Here is a 21,941-nt window from a genome sequence, read left to right as displayed (position 1 = left end):
GCGGACTCGACCCGCACACGCGCCGGAAAATATGGGACATTAGAGGGCAAATGCGGAGAACGTGAGGAGCCGTCCGATGACGCCTGCCCCGGATGACCACGATGCCCATGCCGTCGAGGACCACGCCCGGGGACGGATCGTCACCGACGCCCCGCTCTCGCGCCCCGTCCCCGTCGCCCTCCGCTACGACGCCGACTTCTCCCCCGCCACCGTCCGCTTCGTCTTCCCGGGCGACATCGAGTGGTCCTTCCCCCGCTCGCTCCTGGAGACCGGGCTGCGCGGCCCCGCCCGGCGCGGCGACATCGGGGTCTGGCCCTGCGGCCGGGTCCAGACCGTCGTGGAGTTCCACGGCGTGGACGGGGTGGCCGTCGTCCAGTTCGACACCACGGCCCTGATGCGCTTCCTGCGACACACCTACGCCGCCACCGCGTCGGCTACGACACGGTGACGGCGCAGGGTCGCGTCGGTTCCCCGTCCCCACAGGTCCCGGCGCGGTCCGGGGCCCACCGCCCGCTCAAGCGGCGGCCCCGGAGTCCATGACGGCGTACGGCTCGCCGGGTCAGACCGAGACGAGCTCCTTCGCCTCCTCGCCGGCGTCCTTCCTGGCCAGCGCCTCGCCCTCCACGTCCACGTTGGGCAGCACGCGGCCGAGCCACTTCGGCAGCCACCAGGCCTTGTGGCCGAGGAGCGCGAGCACCGCGGGCACGATCGCCATGCGGACCACGAAGGCGTCGAAGAGGACGGCGACGGCGAGGCCGAAGCCGATCATCTTGACCATCTGGTCGTCCATGCCGATGAAGCCGGAGAAGACCGCGATCATGATCACCGCGGCGGCGGTGACCACCCGGGCGCTGTACCGGAAGCCGGTCACGATCGCCTCGCCGGGCCGCTCGCCGTGCACGTACGCCTCGCGCATCCGGGTGACGAGGAAGACCTCGTAGTCCATCGCGAGACCGAAGACGACACCCACCATGAAGATCGGCATCATCGACATGATCGGGCCGGTCTGCTCGACGCCGAACAGGCTGCCCAGCCAGCCCCACTGGAAGACCGCGACGACCGCGCCGAGGGCGGCGACCACCGAGAGCAGGAAGCCGAGGGCCGCCTTGAGCGGCACCAGGACCGAGCGGAAGACGAGGGTCAGCAGGACGAAGGCCAGGCCGACGACGAGTGCCAGGTAGGGCACGAGCGCGTCGTTCATCTTCTGCGAGAAGTCGATGTTCATCGCGGTGGCGCCGGTGACGAGGACGTCGTCGCCGGTGGCGTCGCGGATGTCGTGGACCAGGCCCTCGGTGGCGGCCGAGGACGGGCGGTCCTTCGGGATCACCGTGATCATGGCGGCGTCGCCGGCCTTGTTGGGGGTCGCCGGGGTGACCGCCGCCCAGCCGTCGAGGCCCTTGATCGTGGAGACCGTCTTGTCGGCGGTCGCCTTGTCGCCGTCCACGACGACGAGCAGCGGGCCGTTGAAGCCGGGGCCGAAGCCGTCGGACAGCGCGTCGTACGCGCGGCGCTCGCTGGTGGAGGTGGGCTTCACGCCGTCGTCCGGCAGGCCCATCTCCAGGGAGGCGGCGGGCACGGCGATCGCGCCCAGGCCGAGGACGCCGACGACGAGCACCATCAGCGGGCGGCGGATGACGAAGCGGGCCCAGCGGGTGCCGCCGTTGGGCTTGTCGCTCGCCTTGGCGGTGCCCTTGCGCTGCTTGCGGCTGACGACCTTGTCGCCGGCGAAGCCGAGCAGGGCCGGGATGAGGGTGAGCGCGATGAGGACCGCGATGACGACCGTGCCGGCCGCGGCGAAGCCCATCTTCGTCAGCATCGGGATGTTGACGACGGCCAGGCCGACCAGGGCGATGACGACGGTGAGTCCGGCGAAGACGACCGCGGAGCCGGCCGTGCCGACCGCGCGCCCGGCGGCCTCCTCCTTGGTGTGCCCGCCGGCGAGCTCCGCGCGGTAGCGGGAGACGATGAAGAGGGCGTAGTCGATGCCGACGGCGAGGCCGATCATCGACGCGAGCGTGGAGGTGGTGGTGCCGAGGTCCAGGACGTTCGCGAGCGCGGTGATCGTGGAGACGCCGATGCCGACGCCGATGATCGCGGTCAGCAGCGGGAGACCCGCCGCGACGAGCGAACCGAAGGTGATGACGAGCACGATGCCCGCGAGGACGATGCCGATGGCCTCGCTCGCGCCCTGCTCCGGCATGGTCTGGAGCGCGTCGCCGCCGATCTCGACGGTCAGCCCCTTGCCCTGCGCCTCGTGGCCGGTCTCCTTGAGGGCGTCACGGGTCGCGTCGGTCAGCTCCATCGCGTTGACCTTGTACGTCACGGAGACATAGGCGGTCGAGCCGTCGCGGGAGACGGCCTGCGCGGTGTACGGGTCGGTGACCTGGACGATCTGGTCCGAGCCGGACTTCAGGGAGGCGATGGTCTCCTGGACCACGGCCTTGTTCTCCGGGGCGGTCATCTTCTCGCCGGCGGGCGCCTTGAAGACGACACGGGCGGTGGCCCCGTCGGCTCCGGCGCCCGGGAAGCGCTCTTCGAGCAGGTCGAAGGCGCGCTGGGCCTCGGTGCCGGGGATCGAGAAGGAGCTGGAGGTCGCGGTGGGCGCGGTGGCCGCGCCGACGCCGGCGAGGGCGAGGAGCGCCACCCACAGGAGGGCGACGAGCCGTCGGCGCCGGAAGGCGGAACGGCCGAGCTTGTAGAGGAACGTGGCCACGGGGGCGTACTCCCGGTGTTGAGTGGGACAGGGCATGGGGAGCCGGCCCGACGGCGTGAGCGGTGCGACGTCAGGTGGAGAGGGGTGGAGCTGGGTGGTGCGGGGTGGAACTGGTTGGAACTGGATGGAGCTGGATGGAGCTGGATGGAGAAGGAAGGGGGGTGCGGAGTCAGACGCCGAGTGAGGGGAGCACGACGGCGTTGACGTAGGCGCTGAGGAAGGCGCGGTCGACCGGCTGATCCTCGATCAGCGGCCGGGCGATGAACGCGCCGATCAGCATGTGCGGGACGAGCTTCAGCGCCGGGTTGTCGGCGCCGACCTCACCCCTGCGGACGGCCCTGCGCACCACGTCCTCGATGCCGTTCATCTCGGGTTCGATGAGCAGCTCGCGCAGTGCCTTGTGCAGGTCCGGGTTGGTGTGGACGGCATGGGCCAGGCCCCGCATCAGCGCGGAGTCCTTCTCCATCTGGCAGTCGTCGGTCCGTTCCAGCATGAGCTCGAAGTCGCCGCGCAGGCTGCCGGTGTCGATCTCGGAGAGATGGGCCGGCTTGTTCGCGCGCAGCGCCCGGGCGACCAGCTCGGGCTTGCTCCCCCACTGGCGGTAGAGGGTGGCCTTGCTGGAGTGGGTGCGGGCGGCGACGGCGTCCATGGTGAGGGCGTCGTAACCGACCTCGCGGAGCAGGTCGAGCACGGCTGCGTGCAGCTCGGACTCCCGCTCGGGAGTGAGCCTGGTGCGGGCCATGCGCAACCTCCTGACCGAACGAAACGGTTTCGTACAGTACGAAGATACCCCCGCGCCCAACGAAACGAAACCGTTTCGTACGTGTCCTCGCCCACATCCGGACCGCACCCCGGCCCGCGCTCCGACCGCACCCAGGCCGGGCTCCGACCTCAGCCCGACCTCCGTCCGACCTCCGCCCGACCGCTCTGCGACCACACCCCGCTCACACGTACGAGTTGCCGCACCCCCCTCGCGCGGAAAGCATGAGGAGGTGAGTGACGACCTCGCGTACCTGCGCTTCCCGCACCTGCACGACGAGCTGCTCTGTTTCGCGACCGAGGACGACCTCTGGGTCGCCCCGCTCGTGCCTGAGGGGCACCGCCCAGGACGGGCCTGGCGGGTCACGGTCGACCGGACCCGGGTCGGCCACCCGCGCTTCTCCCCCGACGGGCGCCATCTGGCGTACACGAACTGGCGCAGCCTCGACCCCGAGATCCATCTCGTGCCGGTCGACGGCGGCCCGGCCCGGCGGCTCACCTACTGGGGGTCGACCGACACCCGGGTCTGCGGCTGGTCCCCCGAGGGCGACATCCTCGCCGTCTCCTCGCACGGCCAGCCCTTCTCGTACTTCTCCTGGGCCTACACCGTGCCCACCGACGGCTCCCCCGGGGGCCGGATGCCCTGGGGCCCGGTCTCCGACATCGCCGTCGCCGACCTGGACGGACAGCGCCGCACCCTGCTGCTCACCGGTCGGCCGCCGCACGAGCCGGCCTCCTGGAAGCGCTACCGGGGCGGGGCGATGGGCCGCCTCTGGCTGCACGGCGAGCAGCTCCTCGAAGAGCTCGGCGGGCAGCTCGACTCGCCCATGTTCGTCGCCGCGCCCGAGGGCGAGGGCGGCGGTCAGCGGATCGCCTTCCTCTCCGACCACGAGGGCATCGGCAACCTGTACTCCTGCCTGCCCGACGGCACCGACCTGCGCCGGCACACCGACCACGCCGACTTCTACGCCCGGCACGCCTCCAGCGACGGGCGCCGGGTCGTCTACCAGTGCGCCGGCGAGCTGTGGATCGTCGACGAGCTGACCGCCGACTCCCGGCCCCGCCGCCTGGAGGTCCGGCTCGGCGGACCGCGCGCCGGCCGCCGGCCCTACCAGGTGCCGACCGCCCACCACGTCGACGGCCTCTCCGTCGACGAGACCGGACGGGCCAGCGCCGTCACGGTCCGCGGCAGCCTCTACTGGCTGACCCACCGCGACGGCCCGGCCCGCACCATCGCCGACACCCCTGGCGTACGGGTCAGGCTGCCCGAGATGCTGGGCAGCGGCGGCCAGGTCGCGTACGTCACGGACGCGGAGGGCGAGGACGCCATCGAGATCGCCTACCTCCCGCGCGCCAGCGGCGACCGGGAGCCGCGCCGGCTCGCCGCGGGGCGGCTCGGCAGGGTCGAGGAGATGGTCTCCGACCCCGACGGCGAACGGCTCGCCATCGCCTCCGACGACGGACGACTGCTGCTCATCGACACCACGGAGGAAGCCGAGGAGGGCCTGGCGGCGGGCTTGGAGGGGGCCTTTGAGGGGCACTCGGGGGCCTCGGAGGGGCACTCGGAGGGGCACCCGGAAGAACAGCCGGAGGGAGACCTGGACGCAGCCCGGAAGGGAGGCCCGACGGGTGCCCAGGAGGGAGGCCCGACGGCTGCCCAGCAGGGAGGCACGGCGGGAGGCCCCGCGGGAAGCCCGGCGGGAAGCCCCGCGGGAAGCCCCGCGGGAAGCCCGGCGGGAAGCCCCGCGGGAAGCCCCGCGGGAAGCCCCGCGGGAAGCCCCGCGGGAAGCCCCGCGGGAAGCCCCGCGGGAAGCCCGGCGGGAGGCCCCGCGGGAGGCACGGCGGGAAGCCCCGCGGGAAGCCCCGCGGGAAGCCCCGCGGGAAGCCCCGCGGGAAGCCCCGCGGGAGGCACGGCGGGCCCTGAGGAGAGCGCCGAGGAGGAGCCCTCGGCGGGCTCCGGCGGGAGCGAGGGCGCCGCCCCGGACGAGCTCGTCACCGAGCTCATCCGCTCCGTCAACGGCCCCGTCCGCGACCTCGCCTTCTCCCCCGACGGGGCCTGGCTCACCTGGTCGCACCCCGGCATCGGGCGCTCCCTGCGGTCCATCAAGATGGCCCGGATCTCCGGACCGGGCGCCCCCACCATCGTCGACGTCACCAACGGGCGCTTCGAGGACGAGAACCCGGTCTTCACCCGCGACGGGCGCTATCTCGCCTTCCTCTCCTGGCGGGGCTTCGACCCGGTGTACGACGTGCACACCGGCGACCTCTCCTTCCCGCTGGGCTGCCGCCCCTATCTCGTACCGCTCTCCTCCGCGACCCCCTCCCCGTTCGCCCTGCTGCCCGACGGGCGGCCGGCGGCCGGCGGCATGGACCCCGCCGACGAGGAGGCCGGCACCGGCGACGGGACGGTCACCGTCGAGATCGAGGGGCTCGCCGACCGGGTCACGCCCTTCCCCGTCACCGCCTCCAAGTACTCGGCGCTGCACCCGGTGGCCGGCGGCGGTCTGGTCTGGCTGCGGTGGCCGATCTCCGGTGCGCTCGGCGAGACCTTCGCCAATCCCTCCGACCCCTCGCCCAGGCCCACCCTGGAGCACTACAACATCACCAAGGCCCGCAAGACCGAACTCGTCACCCACCTCGACTGGTTCGCGGTCAGCGGTGACGCCTCCCGGCTCGTCGTCGTCGACGAGGGCGAACTGCGCGCCGTCCCCGCCACCGAGCCTGGCGACTCCGACTCCACCGTCTACCTCGACCTGCGCCGGATCGTGCACGAGGTGGACCCGGCGGCCGAGTGGCGGCAGGCCTTCGACGAGGCCGGCCGGATCATCCGCGCCTACTTCTGGGAGCCGGACATGGGCGGCGTCGACTGGACGGCGGTGCTCGACCAGTACCGCCCGCTGGTCGAACGGTGCGCCTCCCCCGACGAGTTCGCCGACCTGGTGCGCGAGGTCCTCGGCGAACTCGGCACCTCCCACGCGTACGTCACCCCCGCCCGCCGCAACGAGGGTCCCGCGCACTACCAGCGCGCCCAGGGCCTGCTGGGCACCAACTTCGTGCTCCGCGACGGCCGCTGGGTGGTCAAGCGGATCCTGCCCGGCGACTCCTCCGACTCCAAGGCCCGCTCCCCCCTCGCCGGCACCGGCATCCGCGAGGGCGCCGTCCTCACCCATGTCGACGGGCGCCCCGTCGACCCGGTCGCCGGCCCCTACCCGCTGCTCTCCGGCACCGGCGGCACGACCGTCGAGCTCACCTTCCAGGCCGCCGAGTCCGGGGGCCGCTCCCGCCGCATCGCCGTCGTCCCGCTCGTCGACGAACGCCCGCTGCGCTACCAGGACTGGGTGGCGAAACGGCGTGCGGTGGTCCGGGAGCTCAGCGGCGGCCGCTGCGGCTATCTGCACATCCCCGACATGGGCGGCTCCGGCTGGGCCCAGTTCAACCGCGACCTGCGCATGGAGGTCTCCCGGCCGGCCCTCATCGTGGACGTGCGCGGCAACGCCGGCGGCCACATCAGCGAGCTGGTCATAGAGAAGCTGACCCGCCGCATCCTGGGCTGGGACCTCACCCGTAACGCCCAGCCCGTCTCGTACGCCTCCAACGCCCCCCGCGGACCCGTCGTCGCCCTCGCCGACGAGGCCACCTCGTCCGACGGCGACATGATCACCGCCGCGTTCAAGCTGCTCGGCCTCGGCCCCGTCGTCGGCCAGCGCACCTGGGGCGGTGTCGTCGGCATGACGGGCCGCCACCGGCTCGGCGACGGCACCCAGATCACCGTGCCGATGAACGCCGCCTGGTTCCCCGAGTACGGCTGGTCCATCGAGAACCACGGCGTCGAACCGGACCTCGCGGTCCTGCGCACCCCCCTCGACTGGGCCGAGGGCCGCTACGCCCAGCTCGACGACGCCGTGCACATCGCCCTCGCGCTGCTGGAGGAGACCCCCGCGGCGAGCCCCCCTGGCTACGAGGGGCTGCCGGACCACTCCCGGCCGAAACTGCCGCCGAGGTCCAGCTCGTAGGTGATGCCCGGCCCGCCGTCGTCCAGGGTCACGCCGCCGACCGCGCCGAAGCCGACCCGGGCGAGCACCGCCCGGGAGGCCGCGTTGTCCAGGGTGGTGACGGCGGTGAGCCGTCTCAGGCCGTACTCCTCGCGCGCCAGCCGGCACAGCGCGCGCACCCCGCGGGTCGCGAGCCCGCGCCCGGTGGCCTTCTCGGCCAGCCGATAGCCCAGCTCGGCGCTGCCGTCCGCCTGGTCGACGTCGTTCAGATTCAGCCGGCCGACTATCTCCCCGTCCTCGGCGACGAGGACGTGGAAGTGGATCTCCCCCGCCTCCTGGGCGTCCATCAGCTCGCGGTGCCGCTCGTCGAACTCGGCGAAGTAGGCGTCCCCCCGGTCGGGGACGGACGCGAGGAAGTAGGCCCTGTTCTCCCGCTCGAAGGCGAGCAGGGCGGGCGCGTGATCGGGTCGGATGCGCTCAAGTACGGGCTCGTTCGCGGACATGAGGATCACGGTACGTAACTCCCCGCTTTCGTGCAGGGAGTTATCCACAGGCAGAGTCCGTCCGCGGCGCGGAGGAAACGGGCCGCCTACGCGCGAAGGCGCACCCGGCGTCCCGGGTGCGCCTTCCTCACAGGACGGACGTCAGGCGTCGTAGTCCATGTCGAAGCGGTCCTGCTCCTCCTGGCGGGCCCGGTCCGACTCGTGCCGAGCACGGTCCGACTCGTGCTGAGCACGGTCCCTGGCCTGCGAGGCACGCTCGGACGCTTCCTGCTTCTTCGACCCCGCGGCCTGCTTGGCCCGGTCCGAGAGCTCCTGCGCCTTGTCCTGGAACTGGTCCTTGATGCCCATGAACATTCACTCCTAGAAGGGTGTGAGGGGTAGGGGGCCTTGTCGCCCCTTGGGCCTCGACCAGCGTGGCACGGCAGGTCACCCTCCGCACCTCGACCGGATACGCAGCGTCACACCCGCTCGCCGCGCTCCTGTTCGTCCGCTGCCCCTCCCGCGCCCACCAGGCCCTTGGAGACCGAGCCGAGCCGCGGCTCGAAGCGCCGCATCTCGCGCTGCCCGACGGTGGCGATGATCCCGGGCAGATAGCCGCGGGTCGACTGCATCCCGCGCAGCCACCACTGGGCGTAGACATGGGCCGAGCGGCGCTCGACGCCCGCGACGATCCGGTCGACGGCCGGGCCGAGCGGGTAGGTGCGGTTCGACGGCCACGGCAGCCGCTGCCGCAGCTCCTTCATCACGTCGTCCTGGTCCGCGCCCCGCACCATGTCCGTGTCGGTCCAGGAGAGGTAGCCGACGCCGACCTTCACCCCCTTGTACGCGACCTCCGCGCGCAGGCTGTGCGCGAAGGCCTCCACGCCGGACTTGGAGGCGCAGTACGCCGTCATCATCGGCGCCGGCGTCATCGCGGCGAGCGAGGCGATCTGCAGGAAGTAGCCGCGGGACTCCATCAGCACCGGCAGGAACGCCCGGGCGGTGACGGCGCCGCCGATCAGGTTGACCTCGATCACCCGCCGCCACGCGACGGGGTCGGAGTCCACGAACGGACCGCCCGCGGCGACACCCGCGTTGGCGACCACGATGTCGACCTTGCCGAAGCGCTCCTTCACCTCGGCGGCGACCTTCGCCATCGCCTCGTGGTCGGTGACGTCCGCGTGCCACCAGTCGGCCTCGGTGTGCAGCCGCCCGGCGACCTCCTTCAGGAGCTCGGGTTCGAGACCGACCAGCGCGATCCTGGCGCCGCGCGCGGAGAGCTTGCGGGCGAGGAGTTCGCCGACCCCGCGGGCTCCCCCGGTGACGACCGCGACCTGCCCCTCCAGGCTGACCCTGCTCATGCCCCTGCCTCCTCGTTCTGCTTCGCGCCCAGGTAGGTGAGCGTCAGTTCGCGGATCTGCGCGGTGACGGCCTCCGGGGCCTCCACCGGTGTCATGTGCCCCATCCCGGGCAGCTCCACCAGTCCCGTGCAGTGCGGCAGGACGGCGGCCATCGCGCGGGAGTGGACGGGCGGGGTGAGCCGGTCGGCGGTGCCGACGAGCACGGCCACGGGCAGCCGCAGCTCCCGCACCCCCGCCTCCAGGTCGAGTCCGGCCAGGACGTGCGACCAGCCGACGCGCGCCCCGCGCGGGCAGGCGTGCACGATCCGGGCGCAGGCGTCGACCCGGTCGGGGGGCGTTCCCGGTCCCATCGTCGCGTACTTGAGGATCTTCTTCGAGACGGCCGTGACCGGCCCGAGCGGCGCCTTCGCACCGAGCACCGCGCGGGTCAGCCGGGTCCGCAGCCCGCCGGCGCGCAGCGGGAGGACCAGGGACTCGGCGGCGAGCCGGGAGGGCCCGGTCGAGCAGAGCAGGACGGCGGCGGCGCGGGTCCGCAGCTCCGGCCGGCCGGCCGCGGCCATGACCGTCATGCCGCCCATGGAGTGCCCCGCCACCACGGCCCGTTCGCCGGGTCTGAGGGTGGCCGCGAGCACGGCCTGAAGGTCGTCGGCGAGCGCCTCCGTCGCATAGCCCTTGCCGCCGGGCGCGGGGGCCGGGCTGCGCCCGTGGCCGCGCTGGTCGTAGGCGATGACCCGGTGGTCGACGGAGAGGTCCCGGATCTGCGCGTCCCAGAAGCGGGTCGAGCAGGTCCAGCCGTGGGCGAGGACGACCGCGGGGGCGCCCTCGGGGCCGTACACCTCGACGTGCAGGGTCGAGCCGTCGGCGGAGAGCGCGGTCAGTTCGCGCGGGGCGGGGCTCACTTGGCGGTCTCCTTCTTCCGCGTCGCCGTACGACGGGCCGACTGCGGCTTGGCGGGGATCCGCAGCACCTCGTACTCGGCGAGGTCCACGGTCCGCGTCTCGCGCCGGAACTCGCCGGTGGTGCCGGGCCACAGGGTGGTGTTGCGGCCGTTGGCGTCGAGGTACCAGCTCTCGCAGCCGCCGGCCTTCCACACGGTCCGCTCCATCCGGGCCTGCACCTTGCGGTTCCAGGCACCGACGGCGGAGGGCCGGGCGGCGAGGGCGGACCGGCCGCCGAGGGTGTCGAGTTGGCGCAGGTAGTCGGCCATGTAGTTCAGCTGGGACTCGATCATCAGGATCATGGAGGAGTTCCCGAGGCCGGTGTTGGGCCCGATGATCGTCATCCAGTTGGGGAAGCCGGCGACGGTCGCGCCGCGCAGCGACTCCATCCCGCCCTTCCAGTGGTCGGCGAGGGAGCGCCCCTCCGCGCCGATGACCCGCGGGGCGATCGGCATGTCGGTGACGTGGAAGCCGGTGCCGAAGACGATCGCGTCGACCTCGGTCTCGGTCCCGTCGGCGGCGACCAGGGTGCCGCCCCTGACCTCCTTGAGACCGGAGGCCACGACGTCGACATTGGGCTGCGCGAGGGCGGGGTAGTAGGAGTTGGAGAGCAGGATGCGCTTGCAGCCGATGCGGTACGAGGGGGTCAGCTTGGCCCGCAGCGCCGGGTCCTTGATCGCCCTGGCCATGTTGGCCTTGGCGAGCCCCTCGACCAGGCCCAGCTCTCCCGGGCGCTTGGTGAAGGCGCTGACCTGGAGCTCGCGGATGCCCCAGAGCAGTCCGCGGCGGGCGACCGTGGTGAACGGCAGCTGCCGGTGCAGCCAGCGCTCGGGGGCGCTGATGGCGCGGTCCGCGCGGGGCATGACCCACGGGGGCGTGCGCTGGAAGAGGGTGAGCCTGCCGACCTTCGGCTGGATCGCCGGGACGATCTGGATGGCGGAGGCGCCGGTGCCGACGACCGCGACCCGCTTGCCGGTGAGGTCGTAGTCGTGGTCCCACTGCGCGGAGTGGAAGACCTTGCCGGTGAAGCCGTCGAGCCCGGGGATGTCGGGGATCTTGGGGTCGGAGAGCGGCCCGGTGGCGGAGACGACGACGTCGGCGGAGAAGGTGCCGCGGCTCGTCTCGATCTCCCAGCGCAGCTCGTCCTCGTCCCAGACCATCCGGGTCACCTCGTGGCCGAGCCGCAGGTGCGGGCGGATCCCGAAGGTGTCGGTGACGTGCTCCAGGTACGCGCGGATGTGGCGCTGCCCCGAGAAGGTGCGGGGCCAGTCGGGGTTGGGCGCGAAGGAGAAGGAGTAGAGGTGCGAGGGGACGTCGCAGGCGCAGCCGGGATAGCTGTTGTCGCGCCAGGTGCCGCCCACGGAGTCGGCGCGCTCCAGGACGACGAAGTCGGTGATCCCCTCGCGGCGCAGCCGGACGGCGGCGCCGAGTCCGCCGAATCCCGATCCGATCACCGCCACCCGTACGTGCTCGTGCTTCGCCATGCCGCCTCCCGTGCGCCCGGCCAAGATTCCGCCAGCAATCACTGGCACAATCGGGACTGTAGAGCAGCGGCATACCGAGCGGTAGGGGTCGGGGCCGGGAAAGTTACCGGCGGTACAACATAGGCTGGCGAGCGTGGCGAAACGATCAGCAGAACGGGCGGGGACCGCGGGGACCGCCCCGGAGCCGAAACCGAACCCGTCAGCACCGCACACGCAGGCCACGGGCACGGGCACGGAGGCCGGGACCTCGGGAGCGCAGGCCACGGGCACGGAGACCGGGACCTCGGAAGCGCAGGCCACGGGCACGGAGGCCGGGACCTCGGAGCCGGAGCCCATGCCTACGGCCACGACCACACCCCCGACCACGGCCACGGCGCCGACTACGCCCCCGACTACTACGGCTACGGCCACGACCACGGCCCCGACTACAGCCACGGCCACAGCCACCCCCGCCACCGAGCCTGAGGCACCGGCACCGCCCGCCCCGCGCGAGTACCGCATGGCCGACCTGGCCGAGGCGGCCGGAATCACCGTGCGCACCCTGCGCTTCTACCGCGAGCGGGGACTGATACCGCCGCCCCGCCGGGAGGGCCGCATCGCCTGGTACGACGAGCGCCACCTGGCGCGGCTCCGCACCATCGCGGCCCTGCTCGACCGCGGCCACACCCTCAACGGGATCGCCGACCTCACCGCCGCCTTCGAGTCAGGACGCGACGTCGGCGAGGTCCTGGAGCTGGGCACCCCCACCGAGGAGGAGCCGGTCCGGCTCACCCCGGAGGAGCTGGCGGACCACTTCGCCGGCGAGGTGACGCCGGAGAACCTGGCCGCCGCGCTCGACCTCGGCTATCTCGCCACGGACGGCGAGGACATCGTCCACGTCAGCCGGCGCCTGCTCGACGTCTCCGCCGCCCTCGTCCGCGAGGGCGTCCCGCTGGCCGCCGTCCTGGCCGCGGGCGGCAAGGTCCGCGAGCACGCGGAGGCGCTGGCCGAACTCTTCACGGAGCTGCTCGGCACGTACGCCGCCGACCGGGACCTCCAGAAGCTGCGGCCACTGGCCAAGAGCGTGGTCGAGGCGGAACTCTCACTGGCCCTGGACCGGCGCCTGCGCCCGGACCCGCCCGGCACCGCCTGACGGGCCCCGGCGCCCCCGGGGCCCGAGGGCCCCCGGGGCTACAGCTCGTAGACGGCGGTCACGGGCGCGTGGTCGCTCCACCGCTCCGCGTGGGTGGCGGCCCGCTCGACGAACGCCTTGACGGCCCGCCCGGCGAGTCGGGGCGTGGCGACCTGGTAGTCGATCCGCCAGCCGGTGTCGTTGTCGAAGGCCCGCCCGCGGTAGGACCACCAGGAGTAGGGCCCCTCCTGGTCCGGGTGGAGGGCGCGGACGACGTCCACGTACCCGCCGTCGCCCTCGTCGAAGACCCGGCCCAGCCACGCCCGCTCCTCGGGGAGGAAGCCGGCGCTCTTCTGGTTGGCCTTCCAGTTCTTGAGGTCGGCCTCGCGGTGGGCGATGTTCCAGTCGCCGCAGACGACGACCTCGCGGCCGTCGGCGGCGGCGCGCTCCCTGAGCTCCTTCAGGTACGGCAGGAACGCGTCCATGAAGCGGATCTTCTCGTCCTGCCGCTCGGTGCCGACCTCGCCGGAGGGCAGATAGAGGCTGGCGACGGTCACGCCGGGCAGGTCGGCCTCGACATAGCGCCCACTGGCGTCGAACTCCGCGACCCCGAAGCCGACCCGTACGGCGTCGGGCTCGCGCCGCGTGTAGAGCGAGACGCCGGCGCGCCCCTTGGCGGCGGCGGGCGCGTGGGCGGTGAACCAGCCCTCGGGGGCGCGGACCTCGGCGGGCAGCTGCGCCTCCTCGGCGCGCACCTCCTGGAGGCAGACCACGTCGGCGGAGGTCTGGGCGAGCCACTCGACGAAGCCCTTCTTGGCGGCGGCGCGCAGACCATTGACATTCACGGACGTCACAGTGAGCATCCGGGGAGAATACCGACACCCAGGCACCGCATACATGTACGATGCATCGCGTGGATATTCGCCCCACCCCTTACGACCACCCGGACGCGGTCAAGCTCAACGACGCCGTCCAGCTGGAGTACGCCGAGCGCTACGCGGACGACGACGGGGAGGGTGAGGGCGATCTCACACCGCTCGACGCGACGATGTTCGCCCCGCCCAGGGGCCTCTACCTGATCGCGTACGCCCCCGAGGGCCACCCGGTCGCGACCGGCGGCTGGCGCTCCCAGGAGGCGAACGACGAGGGCTACGCGGACGGCGACGCCGAGCTGAAGCGCATGTACGTGATCCCGGAGGCGCGCGGTCTGGGCCTCGCCCGCCGGATCCTCGCCGCCCTGGAGGCCGACGCCCGCGCGGCGGGCCGCACCCGCATGGTCCTGGAGACGGGCACGGCCCAGCCGGAGGCGATAGCGCTGTACACCTCCAGCGGCTACGAGCCGTGCGCGAAGTTCGGCTACTACCGGGACTACCCGAACAGCCGCTGCTTCGCGAAGCAGCTCTGAGGGCGCTCCCCGCCGAGATTGGCCGTGACGCGCCCCTGACAAACCACCGAAGCTCTGGCACGCTGCTCTGCGCGCAAGCACAACGATCCGCACCGCATTCTCATCCCCCACCTGCCCCGGCAGAAGGAGACATGCGTGAGACGCCATCGCTTCGCCACAGCCGCCCTGCTCACCGCCGGCGCCCTCGCGGCCCTCGGCCTGGCCGCACCGGGCACGGCCCAGGCCACCGCGAACGCCGGTGACACGGGCCACTCGTTCACCACCCCGGCACAGCGCCAGGCCGCGGCCTTCTGGACCCCGGCCCGCATGCGTGCGGCAACCCCGCTCGACCTCGGGCTCACCCACCCGACCGGCCACCCGGCCGCCGTCGCCCGCTCCTCGACCCCGACGACGATCCCGGCGACGAGCCCGGCGGCGGACGCGTCCACCCCGACCGCCTTCCCCCAGGCCGGCGGGGCGTGGACGTCCGGCGGCGCGGTGGTGAAGACCTCGGGCCGCGTCTTCTTCACCTTCCAGGGCCGCACGGCCTCCTGCTCGGGCAACGCCGTCACCAGCCAGAACGCCAGCACGGTCATCACGGCGGGCCACTGCGTCAAGTACCAGGGCGCCTGGCACACCAACTGGGTCTTCGTCCCCGCGTACGCCGACGGCAACGCCCCGTACGGCCAGTGGACGGCCACGAAGACGCTCACCACCCCGCAGTGGGAGGCGAGCGAGGACATCAACTACGACGTCGGCGCGGCGGTCGTCGCCCCGCTGAACGGCCGGACCCTCACGTCGGTCACGGGCGCGCAGGGCATCCAGTTCAACGGCGGCTACAACAAGCCGATGTACGCGTTCGGCTTCCCGGCCGCGTCCCCGTACGACGGAACGAAGCTGGTCTACTGCTCCGGCAACTCGTCCAAGGACTTCCTGCTCTCGCAGGACCACGGCCTCGGCTGCAACATGACCGGCGGCTCCAGCGGCGGCCCCTGGTTCGTGTCGTTCAACGAGGCGACGGGCACGGGCCTGCAGGCCTCCGTGAACAGCTTCGGCTACAACTTCCTGCCGAACCGCATGTTCGGCCCGTACTTCGGCACGGACGCCCAGAACCTCTACGCAAAGGCCCAGACGTCCTGACCGACGCACCCCCTTCCGCCCCTTCCACTCCGCCCCGGCCCCACCGGCCGGGGCGGAGCCACACCCCCGCCCGCCCGCCGCTCATGCGATCCCACCACCGCCCGGCCCCTCCCCCCGAGAACCACACGACCAACTCGCCTCCCGATCTTCGGAGTTTCGGTCAGTGCAGCCCCTCCGGCCCCCGGGAGGAGACTCTTCGCCAGAGACCGCGGCCTGCCCCAGGCCGACGCCACCTGACGGAGGGGAACAGCGCGATGAGCGGTCAGCTGTACGACGACCCGGCCTGCGGCACCGGCTACTACAGCCGCGAGTTCAAGCGCCGCGGCGCCGCCGAGGTGCACGGCGTCGACGTCTCCGGCGCGATGATCGCGGTCGCCCGCTCCCTGAAACGGTGATCACCACATGAAAAGCAGAGGATCCCGCCCGATCTTGCGATCGGACGGGATCCTCTGTGTCTGTGGACCTGTGGGGATTTGAACCCCAGACCCCCTCGATGCGAACGAGGTGCGCTACCAGACTGCGCCACAGGCCCTTGCGACGTGTGAAACATTAGCATCCCTACGGGCGATGTTGGAAATCCGCTCCCCCGCAGGTCAGCCGGGGGCCGTCGCAGGCCCCCGGCTGAGGGGTCACTCGTTGGCCGCGCGGGGGCGGTCGTCGTCGGCGTACTGGTCGAAGAGCGGGGTCCGGCCGTGGTCGCGGCGGGTGCGGGGCGGGGTCGTGCGCTGGCGCGGGGCCGGGGCGGGGGGCGGGGTCGGGTCCGCCGCCGTCGAGGAGCGGGCCGCGCTCCAGGTCTCCGGGTCCGTGATGTCGACCCCGCCCGAGGCGCGCGGGGCGACCGGGGCGGTGACATAGGTCGGGAGCGGGACCGGGACCGGCTCCCAGCTGTCGCCGCGGGCCGGGCCGCGGTCGCGCTGCTGGTCCACCCACTCCGCGTGGTCCGTCTGCTCCACCAGGGCGCGCCGGCCCGCCTCCTGCGGGGAGACGGCCGGGGCGGGCGCCGGGGTCTCGGCGGCCTCCGGCTCGGGCGTCGGGGCGGGGCGACGGCTCTCGCGCAGGCGGGCGGCCGCGGCCTCGGCGTTGCGGCGGTCCATCACGTAGACGAAGCGCCGACGCTCCTGCACCCGCAGGTACACGATGTACGCGCTCAGGAGCACGGCCGGGACGCCGGGCGCCCACAGGAAGGCCAGGCCGCCGACGGCCGCGACGACCGAGCCGAGGGTGAAGGCCAGGAAGAGGAGCACCGTGGTGCGCCTGCGCCGGGCCAGCGCCTTGCCCCTGCGGGCCCGCTCCGCGGCCGCGCTCGGCGTACGCCGGGCCGATGCGGGGGCGGGCGCCTGGGGCTGCACCTGGGTGGGGGCCGTCGGGACCGGTTCGGGGATCTCCAGGCGGGCTTCCGTCCTGGCCGCGGGCGCGCAGAAGCCCCGGACGTCGACCGAGCTCAGATGCTCGGTCGCCGCGTCCGGGTCCACCTCGGGCGCCGTACCCTCCGCCGCACGATCCCGACCCTTGAGCTCCTTGGCGTACCGGCGCTCCATTCCCGCCCGTCCGGACAGCAGCCGGATGGCGGTGCTGAAGCGTTCCGTCGGACGGGCTTCGTTCAGCTCGTCCTGCCTGCGGAGCCACATCGGCACCAGGTAGGCGGCCCAGGCCCCGACGATGACTGCGTAGATGAGGCCGCTGCTGCTCACGCCTCACACGGTAGAGGGGTTCCGAGGGAGGCATCGGCCAATTGGGCCGGTGTGTCGCACGATCTGGCTCATATCACTGAACTTTTTTGTGATTGTTCAGATCGATAGAGGATTTATTCGAACATCCATGTCAATCAGTGGTGTTGGCGGCGCGCCTGGTGCCAGCGCCGCAGCAGCCCCTCCGGCACCTCTTCCGCCGTCAGCGCGAAGACCAGGTGGTCCCGCCAGGCTCCGTCGATGTGGAGGTAGCGGGGGCGCAGCCCCTCCTCCCGGAAGCCCAGCTTCTCCACGACCCGCCGCGAGGGGCCGTTCTCCGGGCGGATGCAGACCTCCATCCGGTGCAGCCCCACCGTCCGGAAGCAGTGGTCCACGGCGAGCGCGACCGCCGTCGGCATCACGCCCCGCCCGGCCACCTCGCTGTCCACCCAGTAGCCCACGTGCCCCGAGCACATCGAGCCCCAGGTGATCCCCGCGACCGTCAACTGCCCGACCAGACGCCCCTGGTACTCGATGACGAACGGCAGCATCCGCCCCGCGTTCGCCTCCGACCGCAGATGACGGACCATCTGGCGGTACGTGGGGCGCTGCGCGACCGGGCCGCCGGGGCCCGGCGGCGGGACGGTCGCCTCCCAGGGACGCAGCCAGTCCCGGTTGCGCCGGTTCACCTCGCGCCAGGCCCGCTGGTCGCGCATCTTTATCGGGCGGAGCAGCACATCGCCGTCCACCAGGACCACGGGCCAGGACGGGATCATGACTCCGGGCCCGCTTCCGACGCCGGTCTCGGGTGGTCGCCGCCGCGGATCTGGTCCACGGCATGGACCAGCAGCGGCTCCAGGACCGCGAGTCCGTCCCGCACCCCGCCCGTCGAACCGGGCAGGTTGACGATCAGCGTGCCCCGGGCGACCCCGGCGAGCCCGCGCGAGAGCGCCGCCGTCGGCACCTTCTCCCGGCCGTACGCGCGGATCGCCTCCGGGATGCCGGGGATCTCCCGGTCGAGGACGCGGCGGGTGACCTCGGGGGTCTCGTCGGTCGGCGAGATGCCCGTACCACCCGTGGTGACGATCGCGTCGTACCCCGCCTCGACCCCGGCGCGCAGCGCCGCCTCGACGGGCGCGCCGTCCGGGACGACCTGCGGGCCGTCCACGGCGAAGCCCAGCGCCCGCAGCGCCTCGGCGATCAGCGGGCCGCCCTTGTCCTCGTAGACCCCGGCGGCCGCCCGGTTGGAGGCGGTGACGACGAGCGCGGCGTACGGGGCGAGCAGGGCACCGCCGACACCGGCGTCGAGCACCGCCGGCGGGTGCTCCTCGCGCCCGTGACCGCGCCCGTGACCGTGCTCGTGGTCGTGCTCGTGGTCGTGGGCCCCGGCCACGCGCCCCGCGCGGGTCACGACGCGCTCCGCGTCCAGTGGCCCGACTTGCCGCCCGTCTTCTCCTCCACCCGGACGTCGGAGATGACGGCGCCCTTGTCGACCGCCTTGACCATGTCGACGACGGTCAGCGCCGCCACCGACACCGCCGTCAGGGCCTCCATCTCGACGCCCGTGCGGTCCGTGGTCTTCACGGTAGCCAGGATCTCGACCGCGTCGTCCGCGACCGTCAGGTCCAGCGTGACGCCCGAGACGGCCAGCGGGTGGCAGAGCGGGATCAGGTCCGGGGTCTTCTTCGCCCCCATGATCCCGGCGATCCGCGCCGTCGCCAGGGCGTCGCCCTTCGGCACGCCCTCGCCGCGCAGGAGCTCGATCACGCGCGGCGAGACGAGGACGCGGCCGCTGGCGCGGGCGGTGCGGGCCGTGACGTCCTTCGCGGAGACGTCGACCATGCGGGCCGCCCCCGCCTCGTCGATGTGGGTGAGTCCTTGCTGCGTGCTCATGGCGGTGACACTCCCGGTCGCTGTGTGGGACGACACGGTACCCCCACCAGGGCCTCCTCAGCCGAGGAGGACCACGTCCAGCTCGGTGCCGGGCTCGACGGCGGTCACCTCCTCCGGTACGACGAGCAGCGCGTCCGCGTGCGCGAGCGCACCGATCAGATGGGAGCCGGCTCCGCCCACGGGGGTGACGGTGCCCGAGGCGGCGTCGTACGTCCCGCGCAGGAACTGGCGCCGCCCGGCCGGCGAGGACAGCGACCGGTCCGTCTCCAGCACCGCCCGGAGCGTCGGCCGCGCGGTGTCCGCCCGGTCGGCCAGCCCCATGAGGGCGCGGATCGCGGGCCGGACGAAGAGCTCGAACGACACGTACGAGGAGACCGGGTTGCCCGGCAGGGCGAGCAGCGGGGTGTGCTCCGGGCCGATCATGCCGAAGCCCTGCGGCTTGCCCGGCTGCATGGCCAGCTTGCGGAAGTCGACCTCCCCGTCCGCCGTCAGCGCCTCCTTGACCACGTCGTACGCGCCGACGCTGACCCCGCCGGTGGTGACGATCAGGTCGGCCCGGATCAGCTGGTCCTCGATCGCCGCGCGCAGCGACTCGGCGTCGTCGGCGACCGCCGGGACCCGGAAGGCGAGGGCTCCGGCGTCGCGCGCGGCGGCGGCCAGGGCGAAGCTGTTGGAGTCGTAGATCTGGCCCTCGGCCAACGGCTCGCCGGGCTGTGCCAGTTCGCTGCCGGTGGAGATCACGACCACGCGCGGGCGGGGCCTGACCCGCACCGTGCCGCGGCCGATCGCCGCCAGCAGGCCGATCTGCGGCGGGCCGAGGACCGTGCCCGCCGCGAGGGCGAGCTCACCGGCCTGGACGTCGCTGCCGCGCGCCCGCACGTGGGCGCGGGCCTCCGCCTCGCGGTGGACGCGGACCTCGCCGGCCGCGCCCTCCGGGGCGGCGCTCGCCGGGCGCATCGCACCGGCGGCTCCCCCGCCCGTACCGCCGTCGGTCCACTCGACCGGGACGACGGCCTCGGCGCCCGGCGGCAGCGGGGCGCCGGTCATGATCCGGGCGGCCTGCCCGGGGCCGACCTCGGGCAGGCCGCCGGCGCCCGCGGCCACGTCGCCGATGACGGTGAGGACGGCCGGGAACTCCTCGCTCGCCCCGGCGACGTCGGCGACCCGCACCGCGTACCCGTCCATGGAGCTGTTGTCGAAGGGCGGCAGCGAGACCGGCACCGTGACGTCCTCGACGAGGACACAGCCCTGGGCCTCGGGCAGTTGCAGCTCGATGGGCTCGAGCGGGGCGACCGCCGCCAGGATGTCGTCGAGGTGCTCGTCGACGGACCACAGGCCGCGGGCGGGGCCGGCGCAGGGGTCGGACGGGCCGTGGGCCGACGGTGCCGTACTGCTGCTCAAGGTGCTACATCTCCTCGCTGACGTACCTGCGGAGCCAGGTCCGGAAGTCCGGTCCCAGATCTTCACGTTCGCACGCCAGTCTGACAATGGCACGCAGATAGTCCCCGCGGTCCCCGGTGTCATAGCGGCGGCCCTTGAAGACGACGCCGTGGACCGGGCCGCCGACCCGCTCGTCCTGGACGAGCTTCTGCAGGGCGTCGGTCAGCTGGATCTCGCCGCCGCGGCCCGGCTCGGTCTCCCGCAGTATGCCGAAGACGGCCGGGTCCAGGACGTAACGGCCGATGACCGCGTAGTTGCTGGGTGCCTCCGCCGGCTCGGGCTTCTCCACCAGGCCCGACACCTTCACCACGTCCGCCTCGCCGGTCGGGCCGACCGCCGCGCAGCCGTAGAGGTGGATCTGGGACGGCTCGACCTCCATCAGCGCCACGACGCTGCCGCCGAAGCGCTCGCGCACCTCGACCATCCGCGCGAGGAGCGGGTCCCGCGGATCGATCAGGTCGTCGCCGAGGAGCACGGCGAACGGCTCGTCGCCCACGTGCGGGGCCGCGCACAGCACGGCGTGGCCGAGACCGCGCGGGTCGCCCTGGCGTACGTAGTGCATGGTCGCCAGGTCGCTCGACTCCTGGACCTTCGCCAGGCGTTCCTCGTCGCCCTTGCGGGAGAGCGCCTCCTCCAGCTCGTAGTTCCGGTCGAAGTGGTCCTCCAGGGGACGCTTGTTGCGGCCGGTGATCATCAGCACGTCCGAGAGCCCGGCCGCGACGGCCTCCTCCACGACGTACTGGATCGCCGGCTTGTCGACGACCGGGAGCATCTCCTTGGGCGTCGCCTTGGTCGCCGGGAGGAACCGGGTGCCGAGGCCGGCGGCAGGGATGACAGCCTTGGTGAGGGGCGGCGTCTGAGTCATGCGCTGCACCCTAGCCGTTCCTTATGGGAGGAAGATGAGCCTCCCGTGAGGTTTCTCGACCTCGTACCGCTACCGCCCGATACAAGAGGAATTCGAGCCGCGTTGAGCCAGGAACCGAGTGGTGAACCGTCCGAGAAGACCGTCTTGCGCCGTGCGCTGCTCGACGCCCGCGCCGCGCTGACGCCCGGGGCCAGGGCGCGCGCCGCCGAGCTCCTCGCGCGCTCCGCGCTCGACCTCGCCGAGCTCGCGCAGGCCGGGACCGTCGCCGCGTATGTCTCGGTGGGGCGCGAACCGGGCACGCGCGCCCTGCTCGACGCGCTGCGCGCGCGGGGCGTACGGGTGCTGCTGCCGGTGCTGCTTCCCGACAACGACCTCGACTGGGCCGTCTACGAGGGGCCCGAGAAGCTCGCGAAGGCCGGCCGCGGTCTGCTCGAACCGGCGGGGCCGCGCCTGGGGCCGGAGGCCGTGTGCGCGGCGGACGCGGTGCTGCTCCCGGGCCTCGCGGTCGACGCGCGCGGCCTGCGGCTCGGGCGGGGCGGCGGCTCGTACGACCGGGTCCTCGCCCGCCTCGTCAGGGCCGGTGCCGATCCGGCGCTCGTGGTGCTCCTCTACGCGAACGAGGTGGTCGCGCGGGTCCCGGAGGAACCGCACGACCACCCCGTGCACGCGGTGGTGACCCCGGAGGGGGTCCGGCGCTTCAGGCCCTGATCTT

The 21,941-nt window shown here is 73.0% G+C and carries 21 protein-coding genes and 1 tRNA gene; 7 read left to right on the top strand and 15 right to left on the bottom strand.

What is annotated here, in order from left to right:
* The first annotated feature begins 76 nt into the window (after nt 1-76).
* Nucleotides 77-448 (top strand): SsgA family sporulation/cell division regulator, encoded by a 372-nt coding sequence (locus tag ACH414_RS27160; protein WP_386566201.1) that lies wholly within the window; start codon nt 77-79, stop codon nt 446-448.
* 111 nt (nt 449-559) lie between these two features.
* Here ACH414_RS27160 and ACH414_RS27155 read toward each other — a convergent pair whose 3' ends face one another.
* On the bottom strand, nt 560-2,713 hold the full coding sequence (locus tag ACH414_RS27155) for an MMPL family transporter (RefSeq protein WP_398943712.1): 2,154 nt from the start codon (nt 2,711-2,713) through the stop codon (nt 560-562).
* 169 nt (nt 2,714-2,882) lie between these two features.
* Complete coding sequence (locus tag ACH414_RS27150) at nt 2,883-3,455, bottom strand: TetR/AcrR family transcriptional regulator (RefSeq protein WP_398943710.1); 573 nt, start codon at nt 3,453-3,455, stop codon at nt 2,883-2,885.
* 250 nt (nt 3,456-3,705) lie between these two features.
* On the opposite strand from ACH414_RS27150, the gene ACH414_RS27145 reads away from it, so the two are divergent.
* The gene (locus tag ACH414_RS27145; RefSeq protein WP_398943708.1) at nt 3,706-7,485 is read left to right on the top strand and encodes a S41 family peptidase; all 3,780 of its coding nucleotides are present in this window, start codon (nt 3,706-3,708) and stop codon (nt 7,483-7,485) included.
* On the opposite strand, the gene ACH414_RS27140 is transcribed toward ACH414_RS27145, so the two are convergent.
* From ACH414_RS27140 to ACH414_RS27120, 5 genes are all read right to left on the bottom strand, one after another.
* Complete coding sequence (locus ACH414_RS27140) at nt 7,428-7,967, bottom strand: GNAT family N-acetyltransferase (protein WP_398943706.1); 540 nt, start codon at nt 7,965-7,967, stop codon at nt 7,428-7,430. The genes ACH414_RS27145 and ACH414_RS27140 overlap by 58 nt on opposite strands.
* Nucleotides 7,968-8,108: 141 nt before the next feature.
* Nucleotides 8,109-8,315, bottom strand: a complete 207-nt coding sequence (locus ACH414_RS27135; protein WP_382541888.1) for a hypothetical protein — start codon at nt 8,313-8,315, stop codon at nt 8,109-8,111.
* 110 nt (nt 8,316-8,425) lie between these two features.
* Nucleotides 8,426-9,307, bottom strand: a complete 882-nt coding sequence (locus ACH414_RS27130; RefSeq protein WP_382541885.1) for an SDR family oxidoreductase — start codon at nt 9,305-9,307, stop codon at nt 8,426-8,428.
* On the bottom strand, nt 9,304-10,206 hold the full coding sequence (locus tag ACH414_RS27125) for an alpha/beta fold hydrolase (RefSeq protein ID WP_398943703.1): 903 nt from the start codon (nt 10,204-10,206) through the stop codon (nt 9,304-9,306). Before ACH414_RS27125 ends, ACH414_RS27130 begins: the two co-directional genes overlap by 4 nt.
* Nucleotides 10,203-11,729: a flavin-containing monooxygenase gene (locus tag ACH414_RS27120; RefSeq protein ID WP_382541879.1), complete on the bottom strand. Its 1,527-nt coding sequence runs from the start codon at nt 11,727-11,729 to the stop codon at nt 10,203-10,205. Before ACH414_RS27120 ends, ACH414_RS27125 begins: the two co-directional genes overlap by 4 nt.
* Nucleotides 11,730-12,228: 499 nt before the next feature.
* On the opposite strand from ACH414_RS27120, the gene ACH414_RS27115 reads away from it, so the two are divergent.
* Nucleotides 12,229-12,861: a MerR family transcriptional regulator gene (locus tag ACH414_RS27115; RefSeq protein ID WP_382541876.1), complete on the top strand. Its 633-nt coding sequence runs from the start codon at nt 12,229-12,231 to the stop codon at nt 12,859-12,861.
* 38 nt (nt 12,862-12,899) lie between these two features.
* Here ACH414_RS27115 and ACH414_RS27110 read toward each other — a convergent pair whose 3' ends face one another.
* Nucleotides 12,900-13,703, bottom strand: coding sequence for an exodeoxyribonuclease III (locus tag ACH414_RS27110; RefSeq protein WP_382541873.1), 804 nt, complete (start codon nt 13,701-13,703; stop codon nt 12,900-12,902).
* Between the two features lie 41 nt (nt 13,704-13,744).
* Here ACH414_RS27110 and ACH414_RS27105 point away from each other — a divergent pair, with 41 nt between their 5' ends.
* The 3 genes from ACH414_RS27105 to ACH414_RS27095 all read left to right on the top strand — a co-directional run bounded on the left by ACH414_RS27105 (nt 13,745) and on the right by ACH414_RS27095 (nt 15,759).
* A complete protein-coding gene (locus ACH414_RS27105) occupies nt 13,745-14,245 on the top strand; it encodes a GNAT family N-acetyltransferase (protein WP_398943699.1) in 501 nt (166 codons plus the stop codon).
* Nucleotides 14,246-14,380: 135 nt separating this feature from the next.
* The gene (locus ACH414_RS27100) at nt 14,381-15,364 is read left to right on the top strand and encodes a trypsin-like serine peptidase (RefSeq protein ID WP_386566191.1); all 984 of its coding nucleotides are present in this window, start codon (nt 14,381-14,383) and stop codon (nt 15,362-15,364) included.
* Nucleotides 15,365-15,618: 254 nt separating this feature from the next.
* Nucleotides 15,619-15,759 carry a class I SAM-dependent methyltransferase gene (locus ACH414_RS27095; protein WP_398943696.1) on the top strand — a complete coding sequence of 47 codons (141 nt, stop codon included), beginning with the start codon at nt 15,619-15,621 and terminating at the stop codon, nt 15,757-15,759.
* A gap of 63 nt (nt 15,760-15,822) precedes the next feature.
* On the opposite strand, the gene ACH414_RS27090 is transcribed toward ACH414_RS27095, so the two are convergent.
* The 7 genes from ACH414_RS27090 to galU form a co-directional block, all read right to left on the bottom strand.
* Nucleotides 15,823-15,896, bottom strand: a tRNA-Ala gene (locus tag ACH414_RS27090).
* A 97-nt stretch (nt 15,897-15,993) separates the two neighbouring features.
* Nucleotides 15,994-17,055 (bottom strand): gephyrin-like molybdotransferase receptor GlpR, encoded by a 1,062-nt coding sequence (gene glpR / locus ACH414_RS27085; RefSeq protein ID WP_382541856.1) that lies wholly within the window; start codon nt 17,053-17,055, stop codon nt 15,994-15,996.
* A gap of 134 nt (nt 17,056-17,189) precedes the next feature.
* A complete protein-coding gene (locus tag ACH414_RS27080; RefSeq protein WP_382541853.1) occupies nt 17,190-17,807 on the bottom strand; it encodes a GNAT family N-acetyltransferase in 618 nt (205 codons plus the stop codon).
* The gene (locus ACH414_RS27075) at nt 17,804-18,343 is read right to left on the bottom strand and encodes a molybdenum cofactor biosynthesis protein B (protein WP_382542232.1); all 540 of its coding nucleotides are present in this window, start codon (nt 18,341-18,343) and stop codon (nt 17,804-17,806) included. The genes ACH414_RS27080 and ACH414_RS27075 overlap by 4 nt, the downstream gene beginning before the upstream one ends.
* Before the next feature lie 95 nt (nt 18,344-18,438).
* On the bottom strand, nt 18,439-18,924 hold the full coding sequence (gene moaC / locus ACH414_RS27070; protein WP_382541850.1) for a cyclic pyranopterin monophosphate synthase MoaC: 486 nt from the start codon (nt 18,922-18,924) through the stop codon (nt 18,439-18,441).
* A gap of 57 nt (nt 18,925-18,981) precedes the next feature.
* Complete coding sequence (glp, locus tag ACH414_RS27065) at nt 18,982-20,325, bottom strand: gephyrin-like molybdotransferase Glp (protein ID WP_386566187.1); 1,344 nt, start codon at nt 20,323-20,325, stop codon at nt 18,982-18,984.
* Between the two features lie 4 nt (nt 20,326-20,329).
* A complete protein-coding gene (galU, locus tag ACH414_RS27060; RefSeq protein WP_382541845.1) occupies nt 20,330-21,229 on the bottom strand; it encodes a UTP--glucose-1-phosphate uridylyltransferase GalU in 900 nt (299 codons plus the stop codon).
* 144 nt (nt 21,230-21,373) lie between these two features.
* On the opposite strand from galU, the gene ACH414_RS27055 reads away from it, so the two are divergent.
* On the top strand, nt 21,374-21,937 hold the full coding sequence (locus ACH414_RS27055; RefSeq protein WP_398943692.1) for a 5-formyltetrahydrofolate cyclo-ligase: 564 nt from the start codon (nt 21,374-21,376) through the stop codon (nt 21,935-21,937).
* The last annotated feature ends 4 nt before the right edge of the window (nt 21,938-21,941 follow it).

This window comes from Streptomyces sp. NPDC020422, from assembly GCF_044386705.1.
Lineage (GTDB): Bacteria > Actinomycetota > Actinomycetes > Streptomycetales > Streptomycetaceae > Streptomyces.
This window is presented reverse-complemented; position numbering and strand designations above follow the sequence as displayed.